The following is a 16,046-nucleotide window of genomic DNA, read 5'->3' as shown; positions in this document are numbered from 1 at the left end:
CTCAGCCCTCCGTCTTCTCTGCAGCGTCCGGCGAAGCCACCTCGGGGGCGTTCGCGGACGCGACGTCTGTGTCGGCCTTGGCGGCACCGGAGCCGGACTCCTGCGCGGCCGCGCGGCCTGCCTCGGTCGAGGTCGGCGTGGTACCGGAGGCACCACCACGACGCCGCTGCGGACGCTCGCGGCGCGGCTGACGCTCGGACGCCGCTGCGGCGTCACGCTCGGCCTTGGCCTTCAGCCCACCGACGAGCTCGCCCTTGTAGATCCACACCTTCACACCGATGCGGCCGAACGTCGTCTTGGCCTCGAAGAAGCCGTAGTCGATGTCCGCACGCAGCGTGTGCAGCGGGACCCGACCGTCGCGGTAGTGCTCGGAGCGGGACATCTCGGCACCGCCGAGACGACCGCTGCACTGCACGCGAATGCCCTTCACCTGCGGCGACCGCATGGACGTCTGGATCGCCTTGCGCATGGCGCGGCGGAACGCGACACGGTTCGACAGCTGCTCCGCGATGCCCTGTGCCACCAGCTGGGCGTCGGACTCGGAGTTCTTCACCTCGAGGATGTTCAGCTGCACCTGCTTGCCGGTCAGCTTCTCCAGCGAACCGCGGATGCGGTCGGCCTCGGCGCCGCGGCGGCCGATGACGATGCCCGGCCGCGCGGTGTGGATGTCGACGCGGACCCGGTCACGGGTGCGCTCGATCTCCACCTTGGCGATACCCGCGCGCTCCATGCCCGTGGACAGGAGCTTGCGGATCTTGACGTCCTCGGCCACGTAGTCCGAGTACTGCTTGTCGGCGTACCAGCGAGACTTCCAGTCCGTGGTGATCCCGAGCCGGAAGCCGTGCGGGTTGATCTTCTGGCCCACTACCGGCCACCTGCCTTCTTGCTCTTCTTCGCCTCAGGACGGGACTCGACCTCGACGGTGATGTGGCTCGTCCGCTTGCGGATCCGGAACGCACGCCCCTGGGCGCGCGGCTGGATGCGCTTCAGCGTCGGACCGTCATCGGCGTAGGCGTTCTTCACCCACAGCGTGTCGGGGTCCAGGTCGAGGTTGTTCTCGGCGTTGGCCATCGCACTCGCGAGGACCTTGGACAGCTGGTACGCCGCGGCCTGCGGCGAGTACTTCAGCGTCGTCAGAGCGTCGTTCGCGTTCTGACCCTTGATCAGCTCGATCACCCGGCGCACCTTGGTCGGCGAGTCCCGGACGAAGCGAGCCCGCGCGAAAGCCGTCGGCAGGGTCTCCTGCTCGGCTACCGCGTCGTTACGCGCGTTCATCGTTACTTCCTTCTCTTAAGGTGCGCTGCTTCAGCGGCGACGAGATTTGCGGTCGTCCTTGACGTGGCCCTTGAAGGTCCGCGTCGGGGCGAACTCGCCCAGCTTGTGGCCGACCATGGCCTCGGTGACGAAAACCGGGACGTGCTTGCGGCCGTCGTGCACCGCGAGGGTGTGGCCCAGCATGTCCGGAATGATCGTGGACCGGCGCGACCAGGTCTTGATCACGGTCTTCTTGCCCGACTCGTTGAGCGCGTCCACCTTCTTGAGCAGGTGGTCGTCCACGAAGGGGCCCTTTTTCAGGCTACGCGGCATGTTCTTCTACCTCCCTGCTCAGCGCTTCTTCTTGCCGGTCTTCCGGCGGCGGACGATCATCTTGTCGCTTTCCTTGCGACGGCGGGTGCGGCCTTCCGGCCTGCCGTTCGGGTTCACCGGGTGGCGACCACCGGAGCTCTTGCCCTCACCACCACCGTGCGGGTGGTCGATCGGGTTCATGACGACACCACGCACCGTCGGACGCTTGCCGCGCCAGCGGCTGCGGCCCGCCTTACCCCAGTTGATGTTGGAGTGCTCCGAGTTGCCGACCTCGCCGACCGTGGCGCGGTTGCGCACGTCCACGTTGCGGATCTCGCCCGAAGGCATCCGCAGCTGGGCGTACGGGCCGTCCTTGGCGACGAGCTGCACGCGGGCGCCTGCCGAACGCGCGATCTTCGCGCCGCCACCGGGGCGGAGCTCGATCGCGTGGATCACGGTGCCGACCGGGATGTTGCGCAGCGGCAGGTTGTTGCCCGGCTTGATGTCGGCCGACGGGCCGTTCTCCACCGTGTTGCCCTGCTTCAGCTTGTCCGGCGCGATGATGTAGCGCTTCTCGCCGTCCGCGTAGTGCAGGAGCGCGATCCGAGCCGACCGGTTGGGGTCGTACTCGATGTGCGCGACCTTGGCGGGGATGCCGTCCTTGTCGTTACGACGGAAGTCGATGATCCGGTAGGCGCGCTTGTGGCCACCACCCTTGTGACGGGTGGTGATCTTGCCGCCGGAGTTACGACCACCGGTCTTGCTGACCGGCTTGACCAGCGACTTCTCCGGCGTCGACCGAGTGATCTCGGAGAAGTCGGCCACGCTCGAGCCGCGACGGCCCGGAGTGGTCGGCTTGTGCTTACGGATACCCATGTCTACTCAGTCCCTTACGCGCCTGCGCCGAAGATCTCGATCGGCTTGCTCTCGGGCGACAGCGTGACGATCGCGCGCTTGGTGTCCTTGCGCTTGCCGAAGCCGGTGCGGGTGCGCTTGCGCTTGCCCTCCCGGTTGAGCGTGTTCACGCTGATCACCTTGACGCCGAAGACCTTCTCGACCGCGATCTTGATCTGGGTCTTGTTGGCGTCCGGACGGACCACGAACGTGTACTTGTTGTCCTCGAGCAGCCCGTAGGACTTCTCGGAGATCACCGGCGCGATGAGGATGTCACGCGGGTCGGGGATGGCCACCGAGCTCACTGCTGGTCACTCCCTTCCGAGACCTCGCCGGAGGTCGCCGTCGCCTTCGCACCCTTGCCCTTGACCGGGCCTGCGAGGAAGGCGTCCAGCGCCGCCTTGCTGAAGACCACGTCGTCGTTGACCAGCACGTCGTACGTGTTGAGCTGGTCCGCCGTGATCAGGTGGACGTTCTCGAGGTTGCGGGCCGACAGCCACTGCGTTTCCTCGTCGCGGTGCAGGACCACGAGGACGCGCTTGCCGCTCGTCAGGGCGGCCAGCGTCTTCTTGGCCTCCTTCGTCGACGGCGTGTCACCGTCGATGAGGGCGGTCACCACGTGGACCTGGTCGTTGCGAGCCCGGTCCGAGAGGGCGCCACGCAGAGCGGCGACCTTCATCTTCTTCGGGGTGCGCTGCGCGTAGTCCCGCGGCGTCGGCCCGTGGACGGTGCCACCGCCGGTGAACTGCGGCGCGCGCTCCGAACCCTGACGCGCACGGCCGGTGCCCTTCTGGCGGTACGGCTTGGCGCCACCGCCGCGGACCTCGCCACGCGTCTTCGTGTCGTGCGTGCCCTGTCGGGCAGCGGCCAGCTGAGCCACCACGACCTGGTGCATCAGCGGGATGTTCGCCTGGACGTCGAAGATCTCACCGGGCAGCTCGACGGAGCCGTCGGCAGCGCCGGCCGGGGTCTTCACCTCGATCGTCGCGGTCATGCGGTCACACCACCCTTCGCGGCGCTACGGACGAAGAGAAGGCCGCCCTTCGGGCCGGGAACCGCGCCCTTGATCAGCAGCAGACCGTCCTCGGCACGCACCTGGTGGACCTTGAGGCCCTGGGTCGTGACGCGGTTGTTGCCCATCCGGCCGGACATGCGGATGCCCTTGAACACGCGGCCCGGGGTCGCCGCACCGCCGATGGCGCCCGGCTTGCGGTGGGTGGCCTGGTTACCGTGGCTCGCACCCTGGCCGGCAAAGCCGTGACGCTTCATCGTGCCCGCGAAGCCCTTGCCCTTCGTCGTGCCGGTGATGTCGACGATCGCGCCGTCCTCGAACATCTCGACGGTCAGTTCCTGACCGACCTCGTAGGTGTCCGCATCGGACGTACGCAGCTCGGCGACGTGACGCCGCGGCGTCACACCGGCCCGGTCGAAGTGGCCCGTCTCCGGCTTGTTGACCTTGCGCGGGTCGATGGCGCCGTAGGCCAACTGCACGGCCGAGTAGCCGTCCTTCTCCTGATTGCGCACCTGGGTCACGAGGTTCGGCCCGGTCTGCACGACGGTCACCGGAACGATCCGGTTGTTCTCGTCGAAGACCTGCGTCATGCCGAGCTTCGTGCCCAGAATGCCCTTCACTTGCCTGTCAGACATGAGTCTCTTATCTCCGCCGCTCGCCCAACGCTTACTGGATGTTCACGTCGACACTCGCCGGCAGGTCGATGCGCATGAGCGCGTCGACCGTCTTCGGCGTCGGGTCCACGATGTCGATCAGCCGCTTGTGCGTGCGCATCTCGAAGTGCTCGCGCGAGTCCTTGTACTTGTGCGGCGAGCGGATGACGCAGTAAACGTTCTTCTCAGTGGGCAGCGGCACCGGCCCCACCACGGAGGCGCCGGTGCGCGTGACCGTCTCGACGATCTTGCGCGCACTCGAGTCGATCGCCTCGTGGTCGTAGGCCTTGAGCCGGATGCGGATCTTCTGTCCCGCCATGGTGGCAGCTCGTTCCTTCGTCTCGTGCCGCTTGTCTGAAGCCTCACAAGGTCCTCGTCGGACCCAGTTGGAGGTTTCTGCACGTCAACGATCCGGCCTCCGGTCCACGCGGTCGGGCGTGTCGCCCTTGTCGCGCACACGGATCCCGCAGGATCATTGTCGTGCCCTAGGTCTTTGCTCTACGAAGTGATCACTGCCGGAAAGGCAGGCGGATCACTCCCGACTCACAGTCGACTGTCGTCGCTGTCAGCCCAGGACGCTCGCGCCGGGGCGGCCGATTCTCGTGTACTCGTAGAATCGGCCGCCCCGCGTCGAGCAACCTAGATAGGATGCCATACCGAAATATGGCTCCCGCACCCGGGGGTGCGAATTACTTGCTGATCTTGGTGACCTGGCCGGCGCCGACGGTGCGGCCACCCTCGCGGATGGCGAACCGCAGACCCTCGTCCATGGCAATCGGCTGAATCAGCTGCACCGAGATCTCGGTGTTGTCGCCCGGCATGACCATCTCGGTGCCCTCGGGGAGGGTCACGACGCCGGTCACGTCGGTCGTCCGGAAGTAGAACTGCGGACGGTAGTTGTTGAAGAACGGCGTGTGACGGCCACCCTCGTCCTTGGACAGGATGTAGACCGAGCCCTCGAACTCCGTGTGCGGGGTCGTGGTGCCCGGCTTCACGATGACCTGGCCACGCTCGACGTCCTCACGCTTGATACCGCGCAGGAGCAGCGCCGCGTTGTCACCGGCCTGGCCGGCGTCGAGCAGCTTGTTGAACATCTCGATCGAGGTCACCGTGGTCTTGGTGGCCTTCTCGCGGATGCCGACGATCTCGACGTCCTCGTTGAGCTTGATCTCGCCACGCTCGATACGGCCGGTGACGACCGTGCCGCGGCCGGTGATCGTGAAGACGTCCTCGACCGGCATCAGGAACGGCTGGTCGACGGCGCGCTGCGGCTCCGGGATGTTGTCGTCGACGGCGTTCATCAGCTCGATGACGGCGTCGGACCACTTCTCGTCGCCCTCGAGGGCCTTCAGGCCGGAGACCTTCACGACCGGGGCGTCGTCGCCCGGGAACTCCTGCTCGGAGAGCAGCTCACGGACCTCCATCTCGACGAGCTCGAGGATCTCCTCGTCGTCGACCATGTCGGCCTTGTTCAGCGCCACGACGATGTACGGCACGCCGACCTGACGGGCGAGCAGCACGTGCTCACGCGTCTGCGGCATCGGGCCGTCGGTGGCCGCGACCACGAGGATCGCACCGTCCATCTGGGCCGCACCCGTGATCATGTTCTTCACGTAGTCGGCGTGACCCGGGGCGTCGACGTGCGCGTAGTGACGCTTCTCGGTCTCGTACTCGACGTGCGCAATGTTGATCGTGATGCCGCGCTGCTTCTCTTCCGGCGCGTTGTCGATCTGGTCGAACGCACGCGACTGGTTGAGCTCCGGGTAGCGCTCGTGCAGCACCTTCGTGATCGCCGCGGTCAGCGTGGTCTTGCCGTGGTCAACGTGACCGATGGTCCCGATGTTGACGTGCGGCTTGCTCCGCTCGAACTTCGCCTTCGCCACTGGAATGTCCTCCTGGACTGTACTTGCTCGCTCCCGGCGTGGCTGCGCCGATTGCGACTCGATCTGGTCGGTTGTGCGGACCTTAGGGGAGGCCCCTTTTCCGCCCGCTTTGGGTGCTGGTGGGAGTTACTCCCCTGTCGCCTTGGCGATGATCTCCTTCGCGACGTTCGACGGAACCTCGGCGTAGGAGTCAAAGACCATCGTGTAGTTGGCACGACCCTGGGTCTTCGACCGCAGGTCGCCCACGTACCCGAACATCTCCGACAGCGGCACGAGCGCCTTGACGACGCGCGTGCCAGACCGCTCCTCCATGGCCTGGACCTGGCCACGGCGGGAGTTCAAGTCACCGATGACGTCACCCATGTACTCCTCGGGTGTGGTGACCTCGACGGCCATCATCGGTTCCAGCAGTACCGGGTTCGCCTGCCGCGCGGCGTCCTTGAGCGCCACGGAGCCGGCGACCTTGAAGGCCATCTCCGAAGAGTCGACCTCGTGGTACGCACCGTCCAACAAGGTGAGCTTCAACCCGACGAGCGGGTAGCCGGCCAGGACGCCGTACTGCATGGCGTCCTGCGCGCCCTCGTCCACGGACGGGATGTACTCCCGCGGGATGCGGCCACCGGTCACCTGGTTGTCGAATTCGTAGAGAGCACCATCGCCGGTGGTCAGCGGCTCGAGCTTGATGATCACCCGCGCGAACTGACCGGAGCCGCCGGTCTGCTTCTTGTGGGTGTACTCGAACTTGTCCACCGTCTTGCGGATGGTCTCACGGTAAGCGACCTGCGGCTTACCGATGTTCGCCTCGACCTTGAAGTCGCTCTTCATCCGGTTGACGAGAACCTCGAGGTGGAGCTCGCCCATGCCCTCGATGATCGTCTGACCGGTCTCGTCGTCCTGGCTGACCCGGAACGTCGGGTCCTCCTCGGCGAGCTTCTGGATCGCCGTCGAGAGCTTCTCCTGGTCGGACTTCGTCTTCGGCTCGATCGCGACCTTGATGACCGGCTCGGGGAAGGTCATCGACTCGAGCACGATCGGGTTCTGCGGGTCCGTCAGGGTGTCACCGGTGGTGGTGTCCTTCAGGCCCTGCACCGCGTAGATGTGGCCGGCCTGCGCGTCGTCGACCGGGTTCTCCTTGTTGGAGTGCATCTGGAAGATCTTCCCGATGCGCTCCTTGCGCTCCCGCGTCGCGTTCATGATCTGCGTGCCGGAGGCGACCTTGCCGGAGTAGACCCGGATGTAGGTCAGCTTGCCGTAGAACGGGTGCACCGCGACCTTCGACACCAGCGCCGCGAACGGCTCCTGGGTCGACGGCTTGCGCTCGGCGGGCGTCTCGCCGTCGAGCAGCGTGCCCTGGACCGGCGGCACGTCGAACGGCGACGGCAGGTAGTCGACGACCGCGTCGAGCATGGGCTGCACGCCCTTGTTCTTGAACGCGGAACCGGCGAGCACAGGGAACGCCTCGCGGGCGATCGTCAGCTTGCGGATGCCGGTCTTGATCTCGTCGTTCGTGAGCTCCTCGCCACCGAAGTACTTCTCGAGCAGCTCCTCGTCGGACTCGGCGACCTGCTCGACCAGCTTCTCGCGGTACTCCGCGGCGCGGTCGGCCAGCTCGGCGGGGATGTCCTCGATCTCGTACTGCTCGCCCTTCTTGACGTCACCACGCCAGGTCAGGGCCTTCATCGAGACGAGGTCGACGACGCCCTGGAAGTCGGACTCGGCGCCGATCGGCAGCTGCAGCACCAGCGGCGTCGCGCCGAGGCGCTCCTGGATCGTGCCGACGGTGAAGTAGAAGTCCGCACCCAGCTTGTCCATCTTGTTGATGAAGCAGATGCGCGGGACGTCGTACTTGTCCGCCTGACGCCAGACCTGCTCGGACTGCGGCTCGACACCTTCCTTGCCGTCGAAGACGGCGACCGCGCCGTCGAGGACGCGGAGGCTGCGCTCCACCTCGACGGTGAAGTCGACGTGACCCGGGGTGTCGATGATGTTGATCTGGTAGTCGTCCCAGAACGTGGTGGTCGCAGCCGAGGTGATGGTGATACCCCGGTTCTGCTCCTCCTCCATCCAGTCCATCGTGGCGGCGCCGTCGTGGACCTCACCGAGCTTGTAGTTGATCCCGGTGTAGAACAGGATCCGCTCGGTCGTGGTGGTCTTACCGGCGTCAATGTGGGCCATGATGCCGATGTTGCGGACCTTTTTCAGGTCGGTCAGCACGTCACGTGCCACTTGAATGTTCCCCTGTCTCAAGCGTGGGGCCCGGCACTGGCTCGATCATTCACGTCGACCGGGCGTCGGTTTGCTTCGGTGGTGGCGGTTCACCAGCGGTAGTGCGCGAAGGCCTTGTTCGACTCGGCCATCTTGTGCGTGTCCTCGCGGCGCTTCACGCTGGCCCCGAGGCCGTTGCTCGCGTCGAGCAGCTCGTTCTGCAGGCGCTCGATCATCGTCTTCTCACGGCGCTGACGCGAGTACGTGACCATCCAGCGGAGCGCAAGGGTCGTCGAGCGACCGGGCTTGACCTCGATGGGCACCTGGTATGTGGCACCACCGACACGACGGCTCTTCACCTCGAGGGAAGGCTTGACGTTGTCGAGGGCGCGCTTCAGCGTGACGACCGGGTCGGTGCCGGTCTTCTCGCGAGCGCCTTCCAGGGCGCCGTACACGATGCGCTCGGCCAGCGAGCGCTTGCCGTCGGTCAGCACCTTGTTGATCAGCTGCGTGACGAGCGGCGATGCGTAGACCGGGTCAGCGATCAGCGGCCGCTTCGGGGCCGGACCCTTGCGGGGCATTAGCTCTTCTCCTTCTTAGCGCCGTACCGGCTGCGCGCCTGCTTACGGTTCTTCACGCCCTGCGTGTCGAGCGAACCGCGGACGATCTTGTAGCGGACACCGGGGAGGTCCTTCACACGACCACCACGCACGAGCACCATCGAGTGCTCCTGCAGGTTGTGGCCCTCGCCCGGAATGTAGGCGGTGACCTCGATGCCGCTGGTCAGCCGGACACGCGCGACCTTGCGGAGCGCGGAGTTCGGCTTCTTCGGCGTGGTGGTGTAGACGCGGGTGCACACGCCGCGCCGCTGCGGGCTCCCCTTGAGCGCCGCGGTCTTCTGCTTGGCAGCCTTGTCCTGGCGGCCCTTGCGGACCAGCTGCTGGATCGTGGGCAATGGACCAGCTTTCTCTCGCGTCTGTAAAAGCTTCTGCAGCTTTACTGTGGCTCTTATCTGTGTGTGGCTCTGTCTCCCCGGTCCCCGCGGTCGGGCGTGTCGGCCCGCATCAGGGTCGTCATGACCCGTGAACTCCCGTCGGGGTTTCCGGAGTTATGACTTCCGGAGCTCCGATCCACCGTCGTGCTGCAGATCCACGTTCTACTGCGGAGGCCTGCTGACCCGGTCCGGACATGAGAATCCGGCCCGTGAGCACTTCGGCGCACGGAGCAGCCCGGCAGCGTGCCGGGCACAGATGTCAAAGATACCCGCCCGTGCCGACAGCGACGACCCGGGGGTCCCTAACGGCCCCGGCGACCGGCGGCGACGGCGGTGGTCATCGGGTACGGTACCGCGATCACCGTCCGCGGATCACCGCTCGGGCCTGCGTGAGATTCGTGCACGCGCGGACGCGGAGATGCTGACGCTCAGCCTAACGCGACAGGCCGCCGGTTTCGAGTATCTCGGGCCGATCCGCGCGCCGACGGCGGAACGCACCGACACCGAGGGGAGTCCGACGGACATGCATCCGGGCACGTTGATGGTGATTCTGCTGGGGCTCTGCGCGCTCGGGGCAATCGTGGCGTTCCTCGTGTCCCGGCGGAACGCGGCGGCGAAGAAGGTCGGCAGGGAGGAGTTCGCCCGCCGGACCGGCGCGGTCGAGCACTACTACGAGCGGGGGACGCGGCCGAGCTTCGGCGTGTTCCCCGGGAAGGACGCCCACACGGGCGCACCGTTCACCTACGCCGTTGAGTTCACCTACGGGGGCTTTCCCGTCGTGGCCGCCGAGTGGCGCATGGGCGGCGGAACCATGCAGGCCCGGTACACCGGCATCATCCAGGTCCCCAGCGGCCTGCCCGCCGACGCCCCGTACCTGATGATCGGCGAACACATGCGTTACGGCGTCGACCCGGAGACCGGCGGCAGGCTGCCTGCGCTGAAGGGGTTCGCCGACGAGCGGCTGCGCGTGCTGTCCCCCGACGAGGAGTTCGCGCGGCGCATCGTCACCCCCGAGGTCGCCGCAATCTTCGCCGAGCACCGGCGCAGCCGCATGATGCCGCGGGTGACCGTCGAAGGCGGCGTCCTGCACATGCTGGCGGCGCAGCGGTTGGACCCGGACGGGCTGTTCCGCAACGCCGAGCTGCTCACCCGGCTCGCCCGGACCGTCGCCGCTCAGCAACACCCTCCACGCTGACGAATTTCCGCCGGGTGGGAACCGGCGGGCCCGCACCCCGGTCGAAGTGGACACAGTTGCCAGGGAGGCGGGCATGACCGGATTCAACGTCGAGATCGAAGCCCTCGAGGGCTACGGCGACAACCTCACGTCCTTCAAGGAACAGGCGAGCACGTTCGACGAGCTCACCGGCCGCGCCGATGTCGGCGACGAGTCGTGGGGCGTCGTCGGGATCATGACGAAGGGCAAGTACGACGAGGCCCTCGCCGAGCTGAAGAACCTGCTCGACGCGCTCAAGACGGGCCTGGACACGACGTCGGAGAAGATCTCGACGGCGGCGAAGGCGTACCGCGCCAACGACGATCAGCACGTCGTGACCCTGGGCGGTTACCAGGGTTCGATCGACACGACCGACGAGCCGCGAGTCTGAGGGGCGCAGCCATGACCGAGGTCAACGACGTCGCGGGCGACATCACTCTGAACGCGGACAAGGAATCGGGGTTCGGCGACTACGCCATGGGCGTCGCCAAGAACACCCCGGGTGTCGAGACCGCCATCAAGGGCGTCGACACCGTCACCAACTTCTGGCAGGGCCTTCCCGACGACCCGGACGCGGCCGACGTCGTGCTGCACGGGGCCAACTGCGCCACCGACACGGCGGGCTTCATCGCCGAGTGCGGCACCGAAGCGGCGACGGCGGTGCTCGACCCGGTCGGCTGGCTCGTGGGTCACGGCCTGGACTTCCTGCTGAACCTGATCACGCCGCTGCAGGACGCGCTGCACATGGTCACCGGCGACGGCCCGGCGCTCGAGAAGGCGGCACAGGACTTCCAGGGCATCGGTGACGGGCTCGTCGACTACGCGAACGAGTTCCGCCGGGTGGCCGACGAGGCCCTCGTCGACTGGAACGGCGACGCGGCAGGCGCGGCCAAGAGCGCGCTCGCCGATTTCTCCAAGGGCATCGACGGCGTGTCCACGAGCGCGGGCGGCGTCGTGGAGATCCTGAAGTTGTCCTCGATGCTCATGAAGGTCATCGAGGAGGTCATCAAGGCCATCATCACCGAGATCGTCAGCTGGCTCATCGCACTGTGGGTGCCCGCGCTCGCGGCCGCGGTGCCGACGGCGGGTGCCTCGACGGCGGCGGCCGGTGCCGCCACCGCCCCGAAGGCGGCCTCGACGATCTCGAAGGTGACCTCGAAGCTGGGCAAGCTCGGCAAGATCCTCGACGACATCTTCGCGTTCTTCCAGAAGTTCGGCTCGACGATGGTCAAGCTGGGTAAGCGCCTCGGCGTCAAGCCGAACAGTCTTGGAACGAAGGCCGACGAGCTCGCCGAGATCACCACGAACGCAGGCAAGATCGGCAAGATCGCCGCGGAAGCCGGCAAGGCGGGAGCGGGCAAGCTGGCGCAGGAGACCATCGGCGTCGACCCGACGAAACCGGTCGGTGACGACCCGCTCCAGGCCACCAAGCTCGTCACCGACCACTACGGCAAGATCACCGACAACACGCGTGGTCTCAAGGAAGCCGCCGACGGTGCGAACACCGGCAACGGCGCGTCGGCCGAGGAGACCGAGGAGAACCTGCGCATGTGACGCCTCGTTCGGCCTCCCACCGCGGGGCCGGACGACGCGTGGCAGCGGGTGTGCGCGCACGCACCCGGCGCAGCGGGGAGGATGGGCGGCAGCCGCCGTCCGATTGTCGTCGAGGGAGAAGCAACGTGTCAGCTGAGTTCGACCGGCTCGTCGCGGAGTTCGAGAAGTTCCAGTCGAAGATGAAACACGTCGACCAGCAGATGGCCGGCGTTCAGGACATGCAGAACGAACTGTCCGAGCTCGAGGCGACCGCCTCGAACGCCGACCGTTCGGTCACCGTGGTCGCCGGTCCGGGCGGTGCGGTCAAGGATCTGCAGCTCACGGACAAGGCGATGAACCAGCCGCCGCAGGCACTCGCCGCCGCCATCAAGTCGACCCTGTCCGAGGCCGTCGCCGAGGCCGCGCGCAAGCAGGCCGGCATCGTCGACAACCACATGGGCGACATGGGCATCAACGCCACCGAGCAGGTCATCGAGACTCAGGCCGAGGCGTTCGGCATCCCGGCCGAGGAGCTGCGGCAGCGCATGGCGGAGGAGCAGCCGGTGCGCAGGGACGTTCCGGTCGAGGAGGAGTACCAGGAGGACTACTCCCGCCAGAGCGTCTTCGGCGACGGCTCCGAGGAGGACCGCCCCACTCCCCCGCCCGCGCAGGGCGGCGGTTCGGCGGGCGACGACTTCCTCAAGAACCTCTTCAACGAGGACGACCGCTGAGGTAGGCCCACCCGCGGCCCGTCTGCCGCGGCGGCTCCGCTCCCGGCGGCATCCACCGTCACGTTCGAGGCGGCGCTCGCACCCTGCGGGCGCCGCCTTCTCGGGTTCCGGTGGCCGCCCGGTCGACGGACGCCACACGTTCGAGGTCTGCACCGCGGATCCGCACGGTGCGGTGTCACGTCCGAGGGCGAAACGGCATCATGTCCTGTCAGACGCGCGCCGAGCCGCCGCAGGCGCCGCGCGCGACGGCGACAACGAGGAGGGGGCCAATGAGCGGCTTCGACGTCAATGCGGACGAACTGGATACCTACGCCGGGAAACTGGGCGGTCAGCGGCAGACCGCCAACCAGATCTCCGGCCTCGTCGACAAGGCGGACGTGGGAGACGAGTCCTGGGGGATCGTCGGCATTTTCGTCCTTCAGCAATACAAGGAAATGCTCGGCGACCTCAAGGATCTCTTCACGAGCCTCGACGAGGGTTTCGCGTCCGGTGAGGACAAGTTCGCCAGCGCGGCCAAGGGCTACCGCGAGAAGGAACGAGCGGTGAAGGAGCTCCTGGACAAGTTCGACATCACGATCGGGGACAAGTAGCGATGGCCGAAGAGAAGACCGAAGCCGGCGGCGTCGAGATCACGACCGGCGACAAGGACATCGGCATGACGGCGGTGGAATCCGCTCCGGTCCTCGGCGGCGCGGTCAAGACCTTCCAAGCGGGCGGCAATCTCACCGACGGCGCAACCGATTCGGAGATCGGCGATCTGCTCTCCGAAGGTACGGGCTTCATTTCATCCTGTACGGGGCTTGCCGGCGACATCGCCATGGACCCCATCGGCTGGCTGGTCGGACAGGGCCTGGACTTCCTCATCTCCATCTGCCAGCCACTGCAGGACGCCATCCACATGGTCAGCGGCGACGGGCCCGCTCTGAAGCAAGCAGGCGACAACTTCACCGCCATCGGCCAAGGCATCGAAGAGCTGAGCGGCAAGTTCAGCGAGGAACTCAACTCGTCACTGCAGAACTGGGGCGGCGAGGCCTCCGAGGCAGCAGGCACCAAGCTTGCGGACTTCGCCAAGGGCATCGACGGTGTTGCCGGTCAGGCGGGCGAGCTCGCCAAGACTCTTCAGTTGTCCAGCATGGTGATGACGGTCATCGAGGAGGTCATCAAGGCCATCCTGACCGAGCTCATCACCTGGCTGATCATGATCTGGATCCCTGCCCTCGCGAGTGCGGGGCCGACCTTCGGCGGGTCCACCGCCGCGGCCTCAGCCGCCACCGGGGTCCGCGCGGCGAGCACGGGCAGCCGGGTGTCCCGGCTGGTGCAGAAGCTGAAGGACGTCCTGAGCAAAATCATGGACTTCCTGCGCAGGATGCGGACCCGCATGGGAAACCTCAACCAGGGCGTTCGCCAGGCGATGGACCACAGGCGGATGCGCAGCGGCCTGGCCGATCTGGCGGTCGAGGACGGCACCGCCGGCGCCCGGGAGAAACTGCTGAGCGGCAAAGGCCTGGTCGGTGAACGACTGCAGGACGGTTTCGGCCGGTCCATGTGGGAAGCGGGCAGAGACGCCGGGCTGCAACAGGTCGGCATGAAGGGCGGACAGGGCAAGCTTGCCGGCAATCTCAACCAACTCAACAGGGCGGGTGAGGGCCAAGCGGCCGGCGAGGACCAGTCGAAGAGCGAGACCGAAGACCACCTGGACATCTGAGGCATGGAATCCCTACTCGAAGGCATCGGGGATTGGTTCGACAGCTCCTCGGTCCTGCTCGACATGTGGCCGCTGCTGCTCGGCCTCGCCGCCATTTTCGGCGGCGGCCAGTACCTCGCCAGCCGGAAAGACCGGCAGGAGGAAAAGGCCCACCTCGACGCGCTCCGCGAGATGGCGACGCCCCTGAGCGGCACCGTGCAGACCCGCGACGAGGCCGGCGCCTGGTCGGCTGCACTGTGGCCGCCGTTCGAGATGGAGACCCGCGGGGCACGCCGGTTGGCCGTGCGACGCAAACCGCGGTTCGAGGTGGCCGTCGAGTTCACTCGCGGTCCGTGGCGGGTGCGCATCAGCGAGGCATCGATACGGCAGAGGAGCACAGGCCCCAGCAAGATCAGCACCTCGTACGAACACCGCATCGACATCGTCACAACGGACCTGCCGCCGCTCCGGCTGACCGAACAGCCGGACACGGACGTCACGGGCAGAGCGATCGATCCGGACAGCCCGTTCACACCCCAGGACGGCTCGCTGGTCACCGAGCCCCCGGTCACCGTGGCCCAGCGACAGGGTCACTGGGTGCAGGCCGCGATCGCCTCCCCTGCGAACCGCTACCTCGCTGCGTTCACCAGCGATCACGCCGCGGCGGCGCGCATGCTGAACACCGAGGCGACGTCGTGCCTGCTCAACCGGCAACGCATGTTTCCCCGCGTGTACACGTTCGAATCCGGCCTGCTGTACACCACGGCGCCCGGTCGCATCGACCCGTTCGAAGTCACCCGGACCGTCAACACGATGCTCGGCCTCCTCGACTGCATCCCCGGAGCGGCGCCCGCCGGGGCCGTGGCCGGGGCGACGCCCGCTCAGGCAGGCGACGCGACACCCGTGCATTCCCAGGTCGAGAACGAGAACCATCTGATCGCCGAACCGGCACCGTCGGCGGCCGAGGACGACGAACAGAAGTCCAAGGAGATCCCGACCCTGGGCATCATCGGCATCGTGATCGCCGCGATCGCTCTGCTGCTCGGTCTTCTCGGCTACGGCAGCGTCGCCATGATCAACGGAGTCGGAATGGCGACCGGACTGTCCGAAGAGATCGAGGTGCACCTCGTCCGTGAATCCGACTGGCGTTCCAGTCGCCAAGGCAGCATTACCTCGAAGTTCGTCGGCGAGTACACGATCGACGGTCGGACTCACCAGGTCGGTGTGAGCAGCGGCGAGGTCGGTGACGTGATCGACGGGAACCTCCCGCCACTGCCGGTCGAGTGGCTCGGATTCCACTACGACGAGCCGACGACCGACACCAACTGGTGGGAGCCGTACCTCTACATCTTCATCGGCCTCGTCTGCTACGGCCTGCTCGCGGTGCCGATATGGCTGGGCCGTTCGGAAAGGAAGGAGCTCGCCGCCGCAGCGCAGGATCCGCCGTCCGGCGACCCGTCGATGCGGCCGGAATGAGCCGACCGGTGTGATTCCGCGGCGGCGGTGCGGGCACGTCCCGGGCCGCCGCCGCGCCACTTCCCTACCTGCAACAACGTCGCACCGGTGCCGAGCAGCGCCGTCGCGCTCCGGCCTGGCGTCGCCATGAACCGCTCGGCCACGCCCGACGCGCCGGTGAATCCCGCGCCGGCGACTCCCGCGTCGGCCACCCCCGCGGCAA

Annotated in this window: 19 protein-coding genes; 7 read left to right on the top strand and 12 right to left on the bottom strand. The window is 67.0% G+C overall.

Annotation, left to right across the window (positions count from 1 at the left end; all coding sequences use genetic code 11):
- Position 1: 1 nt before the first annotated feature.
- From rpsC to rpsL, 12 genes are all read right to left on the bottom strand, one after another.
- A complete protein-coding gene (gene rpsC / locus LY13_RS08965) occupies positions 2 to 865 on the bottom strand; it encodes a 30S ribosomal protein S3 (protein WP_253827839.1) in 864 nt (287 codons plus the stop codon).
- A complete protein-coding gene (gene rplV, locus LY13_RS08960; RefSeq protein WP_183646167.1) occupies positions 865 to 1,275 on the bottom strand; it encodes a 50S ribosomal protein L22 in 411 nt (136 codons plus the stop codon). The genes rpsC and rplV overlap by 1 nt, the downstream gene beginning before the upstream one ends.
- A gap of 30 nt (positions 1,276 to 1,305) precedes the next feature.
- Entirely contained in the window at positions 1,306 to 1,587 is a 282-nt protein-coding gene (gene rpsS, locus LY13_RS08955) for a 30S ribosomal protein S19 (protein WP_075849106.1), read from the bottom strand.
- Between the two features lie 18 nt (positions 1,588 to 1,605).
- The gene (gene rplB / locus LY13_RS08950) at positions 1,606 to 2,442 is read right to left on the bottom strand and encodes a 50S ribosomal protein L2 (RefSeq protein ID WP_253827838.1); all 837 of its coding nucleotides are present in this window, start codon (positions 2,440 to 2,442) and stop codon (positions 1,606 to 1,608) included.
- A 14-nt stretch (positions 2,443 to 2,456) separates the two neighbouring features.
- Entirely contained in the window at positions 2,457 to 2,765 is a 309-nt protein-coding gene (rplW, locus tag LY13_RS08945; RefSeq protein ID WP_253827837.1) for a 50S ribosomal protein L23, read from the bottom strand.
- Positions 2,762 to 3,454, bottom strand: a complete 693-nt coding sequence (gene rplD, locus LY13_RS08940) for a 50S ribosomal protein L4 (RefSeq protein WP_253827836.1) — start codon at positions 3,452 to 3,454, stop codon at positions 2,762 to 2,764. Before rplD ends, rplW begins: the two co-directional genes overlap by 4 nt.
- Positions 3,451 to 4,107, bottom strand: coding sequence for a 50S ribosomal protein L3 (gene rplC / locus LY13_RS08935; protein WP_253827835.1), 657 nt, complete (start codon positions 4,105 to 4,107; stop codon positions 3,451 to 3,453). Before rplC ends, rplD begins: the two co-directional genes overlap by 4 nt.
- Before the next feature lie 31 nt (positions 4,108 to 4,138).
- Positions 4,139 to 4,444, bottom strand: coding sequence for a 30S ribosomal protein S10 (gene rpsJ / locus LY13_RS08930; protein WP_028848712.1), 306 nt, complete (start codon positions 4,442 to 4,444; stop codon positions 4,139 to 4,141).
- Positions 4,445 to 4,814: 370 nt separating this feature from the next.
- The gene (gene tuf / locus LY13_RS08925; protein ID WP_253827834.1) at positions 4,815 to 6,008 is read right to left on the bottom strand and encodes an elongation factor Tu; all 1,194 of its coding nucleotides are present in this window, start codon (positions 6,006 to 6,008) and stop codon (positions 4,815 to 4,817) included.
- Between the two features lie 126 nt (positions 6,009 to 6,134).
- The gene (gene fusA, locus LY13_RS08920; RefSeq protein WP_253827833.1) at positions 6,135 to 8,234 is read right to left on the bottom strand and encodes an elongation factor G; all 2,100 of its coding nucleotides are present in this window, start codon (positions 8,232 to 8,234) and stop codon (positions 6,135 to 6,137) included.
- 89 nt (positions 8,235 to 8,323) lie between these two features.
- Entirely contained in the window at positions 8,324 to 8,794 is a 471-nt protein-coding gene (rpsG, locus tag LY13_RS08915) for a 30S ribosomal protein S7 (RefSeq protein ID WP_253827832.1), read from the bottom strand.
- A complete protein-coding gene (rpsL, locus tag LY13_RS08910) occupies positions 8,794 to 9,168 on the bottom strand; it encodes a 30S ribosomal protein S12 (protein WP_030532894.1) in 375 nt (124 codons plus the stop codon). The genes rpsG and rpsL overlap by 1 nt, the downstream gene beginning before the upstream one ends.
- Positions 9,169 to 9,625: 457 nt before the next feature.
- Here rpsL and LY13_RS08905 point away from each other — a divergent pair, with 457 nt between their 5' ends.
- The 7 genes from LY13_RS08905 to LY13_RS08875 all read left to right on the top strand — a co-directional run bounded on the left by LY13_RS08905 (position 9,626) and on the right by LY13_RS08875 (position 15,844).
- Entirely contained in the window at positions 9,626 to 10,402 is a 777-nt protein-coding gene (locus LY13_RS08905) for a hypothetical protein (RefSeq protein ID WP_253827830.1), read from the top strand.
- 73 nt (positions 10,403 to 10,475) lie between these two features.
- Complete coding sequence (locus LY13_RS08900) at positions 10,476 to 10,811, top strand: type VII secretion target (RefSeq protein ID WP_253827828.1); 336 nt, start codon at positions 10,476 to 10,478, stop codon at positions 10,809 to 10,811.
- Positions 10,812 to 10,822: 11 nt separating this feature from the next.
- Complete coding sequence (locus LY13_RS08895; RefSeq protein ID WP_253827826.1) at positions 10,823 to 11,974, top strand: hypothetical protein; 1,152 nt, start codon at positions 10,823 to 10,825, stop codon at positions 11,972 to 11,974.
- A 125-nt stretch (positions 11,975 to 12,099) separates the two neighbouring features.
- A complete protein-coding gene (locus tag LY13_RS08890) occupies positions 12,100 to 12,684 on the top strand; it encodes a YbaB/EbfC family nucleoid-associated protein (RefSeq protein WP_253827824.1) in 585 nt (194 codons plus the stop codon).
- Between the two features lie 269 nt (positions 12,685 to 12,953).
- The gene (locus LY13_RS08885) at positions 12,954 to 13,274 is read left to right on the top strand and encodes an ESX-1 secretion-associated protein (RefSeq protein ID WP_253827822.1); all 321 of its coding nucleotides are present in this window, start codon (positions 12,954 to 12,956) and stop codon (positions 13,272 to 13,274) included.
- Positions 13,275 to 13,276: 2 nt separating this feature from the next.
- Positions 13,277 to 14,389 carry a hypothetical protein gene (locus tag LY13_RS08880; protein ID WP_253827820.1) on the top strand — a complete coding sequence of 371 codons (1,113 nt, stop codon included), beginning with the start codon at positions 13,277 to 13,279 and terminating at the stop codon, positions 14,387 to 14,389.
- Positions 14,390 to 14,392: 3 nt separating this feature from the next.
- A complete protein-coding gene (locus LY13_RS08875; protein WP_253827818.1) occupies positions 14,393 to 15,844 on the top strand; it encodes a hypothetical protein in 1,452 nt (483 codons plus the stop codon).
- Positions 15,845 to 16,046: the final 202 nt, after the last annotated feature.

The sequence above is a fragment of the Prauserella aidingensis genome (genome assembly GCF_024171865.1).
GTDB lineage: Bacteria > Actinomycetota > Actinomycetes > Mycobacteriales > Pseudonocardiaceae > Prauserella > Prauserella aidingensis.
The sequence above is the reverse complement of the archived record's forward strand: the minus strand, read 5'-3'. Positions and strand labels throughout refer to the sequence as shown.

What these genes read in the sequence shown, in the direction of transcription:
- rplC (WP_253827835.1), bottom strand. Translation starts at nt 4,107, where the DNA reads ATGTCTGACAGGCAAGTGAAGGGCATTCTGGGCACGAAGCTCGGCATG.
- LY13_RS08900 (WP_253827828.1), top strand. Translation starts at nt 10,476, where the DNA reads ATGACCGGATTCAACGTCGAGATCGAAGCCCTCGAGGGCTACGGCGAC.
- LY13_RS08875 (WP_253827818.1), top strand. Translation starts at nt 14,393, where the DNA reads ATGGAATCCCTACTCGAAGGCATCGGGGATTGGTTCGACAGCTCCTCG.
- rpsS (WP_075849106.1), bottom strand. Translation starts at nt 1,587, where the DNA reads ATGCCGCGTAGCCTGAAAAAGGGCCCCTTCGTGGACGACCACCTGCTC.
- rplD (WP_253827836.1), bottom strand. Translation starts at nt 3,454, where the DNA reads ATGACCGCGACGATCGAGGTGAAGACCCCGGCCGGCGCTGCCGACGGC.
- rplB (WP_253827838.1), bottom strand. Translation starts at nt 2,442, where the DNA reads ATGGGTATCCGTAAGCACAAGCCGACCACTCCGGGCCGTCGCGGCTCG.
- rplV (WP_183646167.1), bottom strand. Translation starts at nt 1,275, where the DNA reads ATGAACGCGCGTAACGACGCGGTAGCCGAGCAGGAGACCCTGCCGACG.
- LY13_RS08895 (WP_253827826.1), top strand. Translation starts at nt 10,823, where the DNA reads ATGACCGAGGTCAACGACGTCGCGGGCGACATCACTCTGAACGCGGAC.
- LY13_RS08885 (WP_253827822.1), top strand. Translation starts at nt 12,954, where the DNA reads ATGAGCGGCTTCGACGTCAATGCGGACGAACTGGATACCTACGCCGGG.
- rpsG (WP_253827832.1), bottom strand. Translation starts at nt 8,794, where the DNA reads ATGCCCCGCAAGGGTCCGGCCCCGAAGCGGCCGCTGATCGCTGACCCG.
- rpsJ (WP_028848712.1), bottom strand. Translation starts at nt 4,444, where the DNA reads ATGGCGGGACAGAAGATCCGCATCCGGCTCAAGGCCTACGACCACGAG.
- LY13_RS08905 (WP_253827830.1), top strand. Translation starts at nt 9,626, where the DNA reads ATGCTGACGCTCAGCCTAACGCGACAGGCCGCCGGTTTCGAGTATCTC.
- LY13_RS08880 (WP_253827820.1), top strand. Translation starts at nt 13,277, where the DNA reads ATGGCCGAAGAGAAGACCGAAGCCGGCGGCGTCGAGATCACGACCGGC.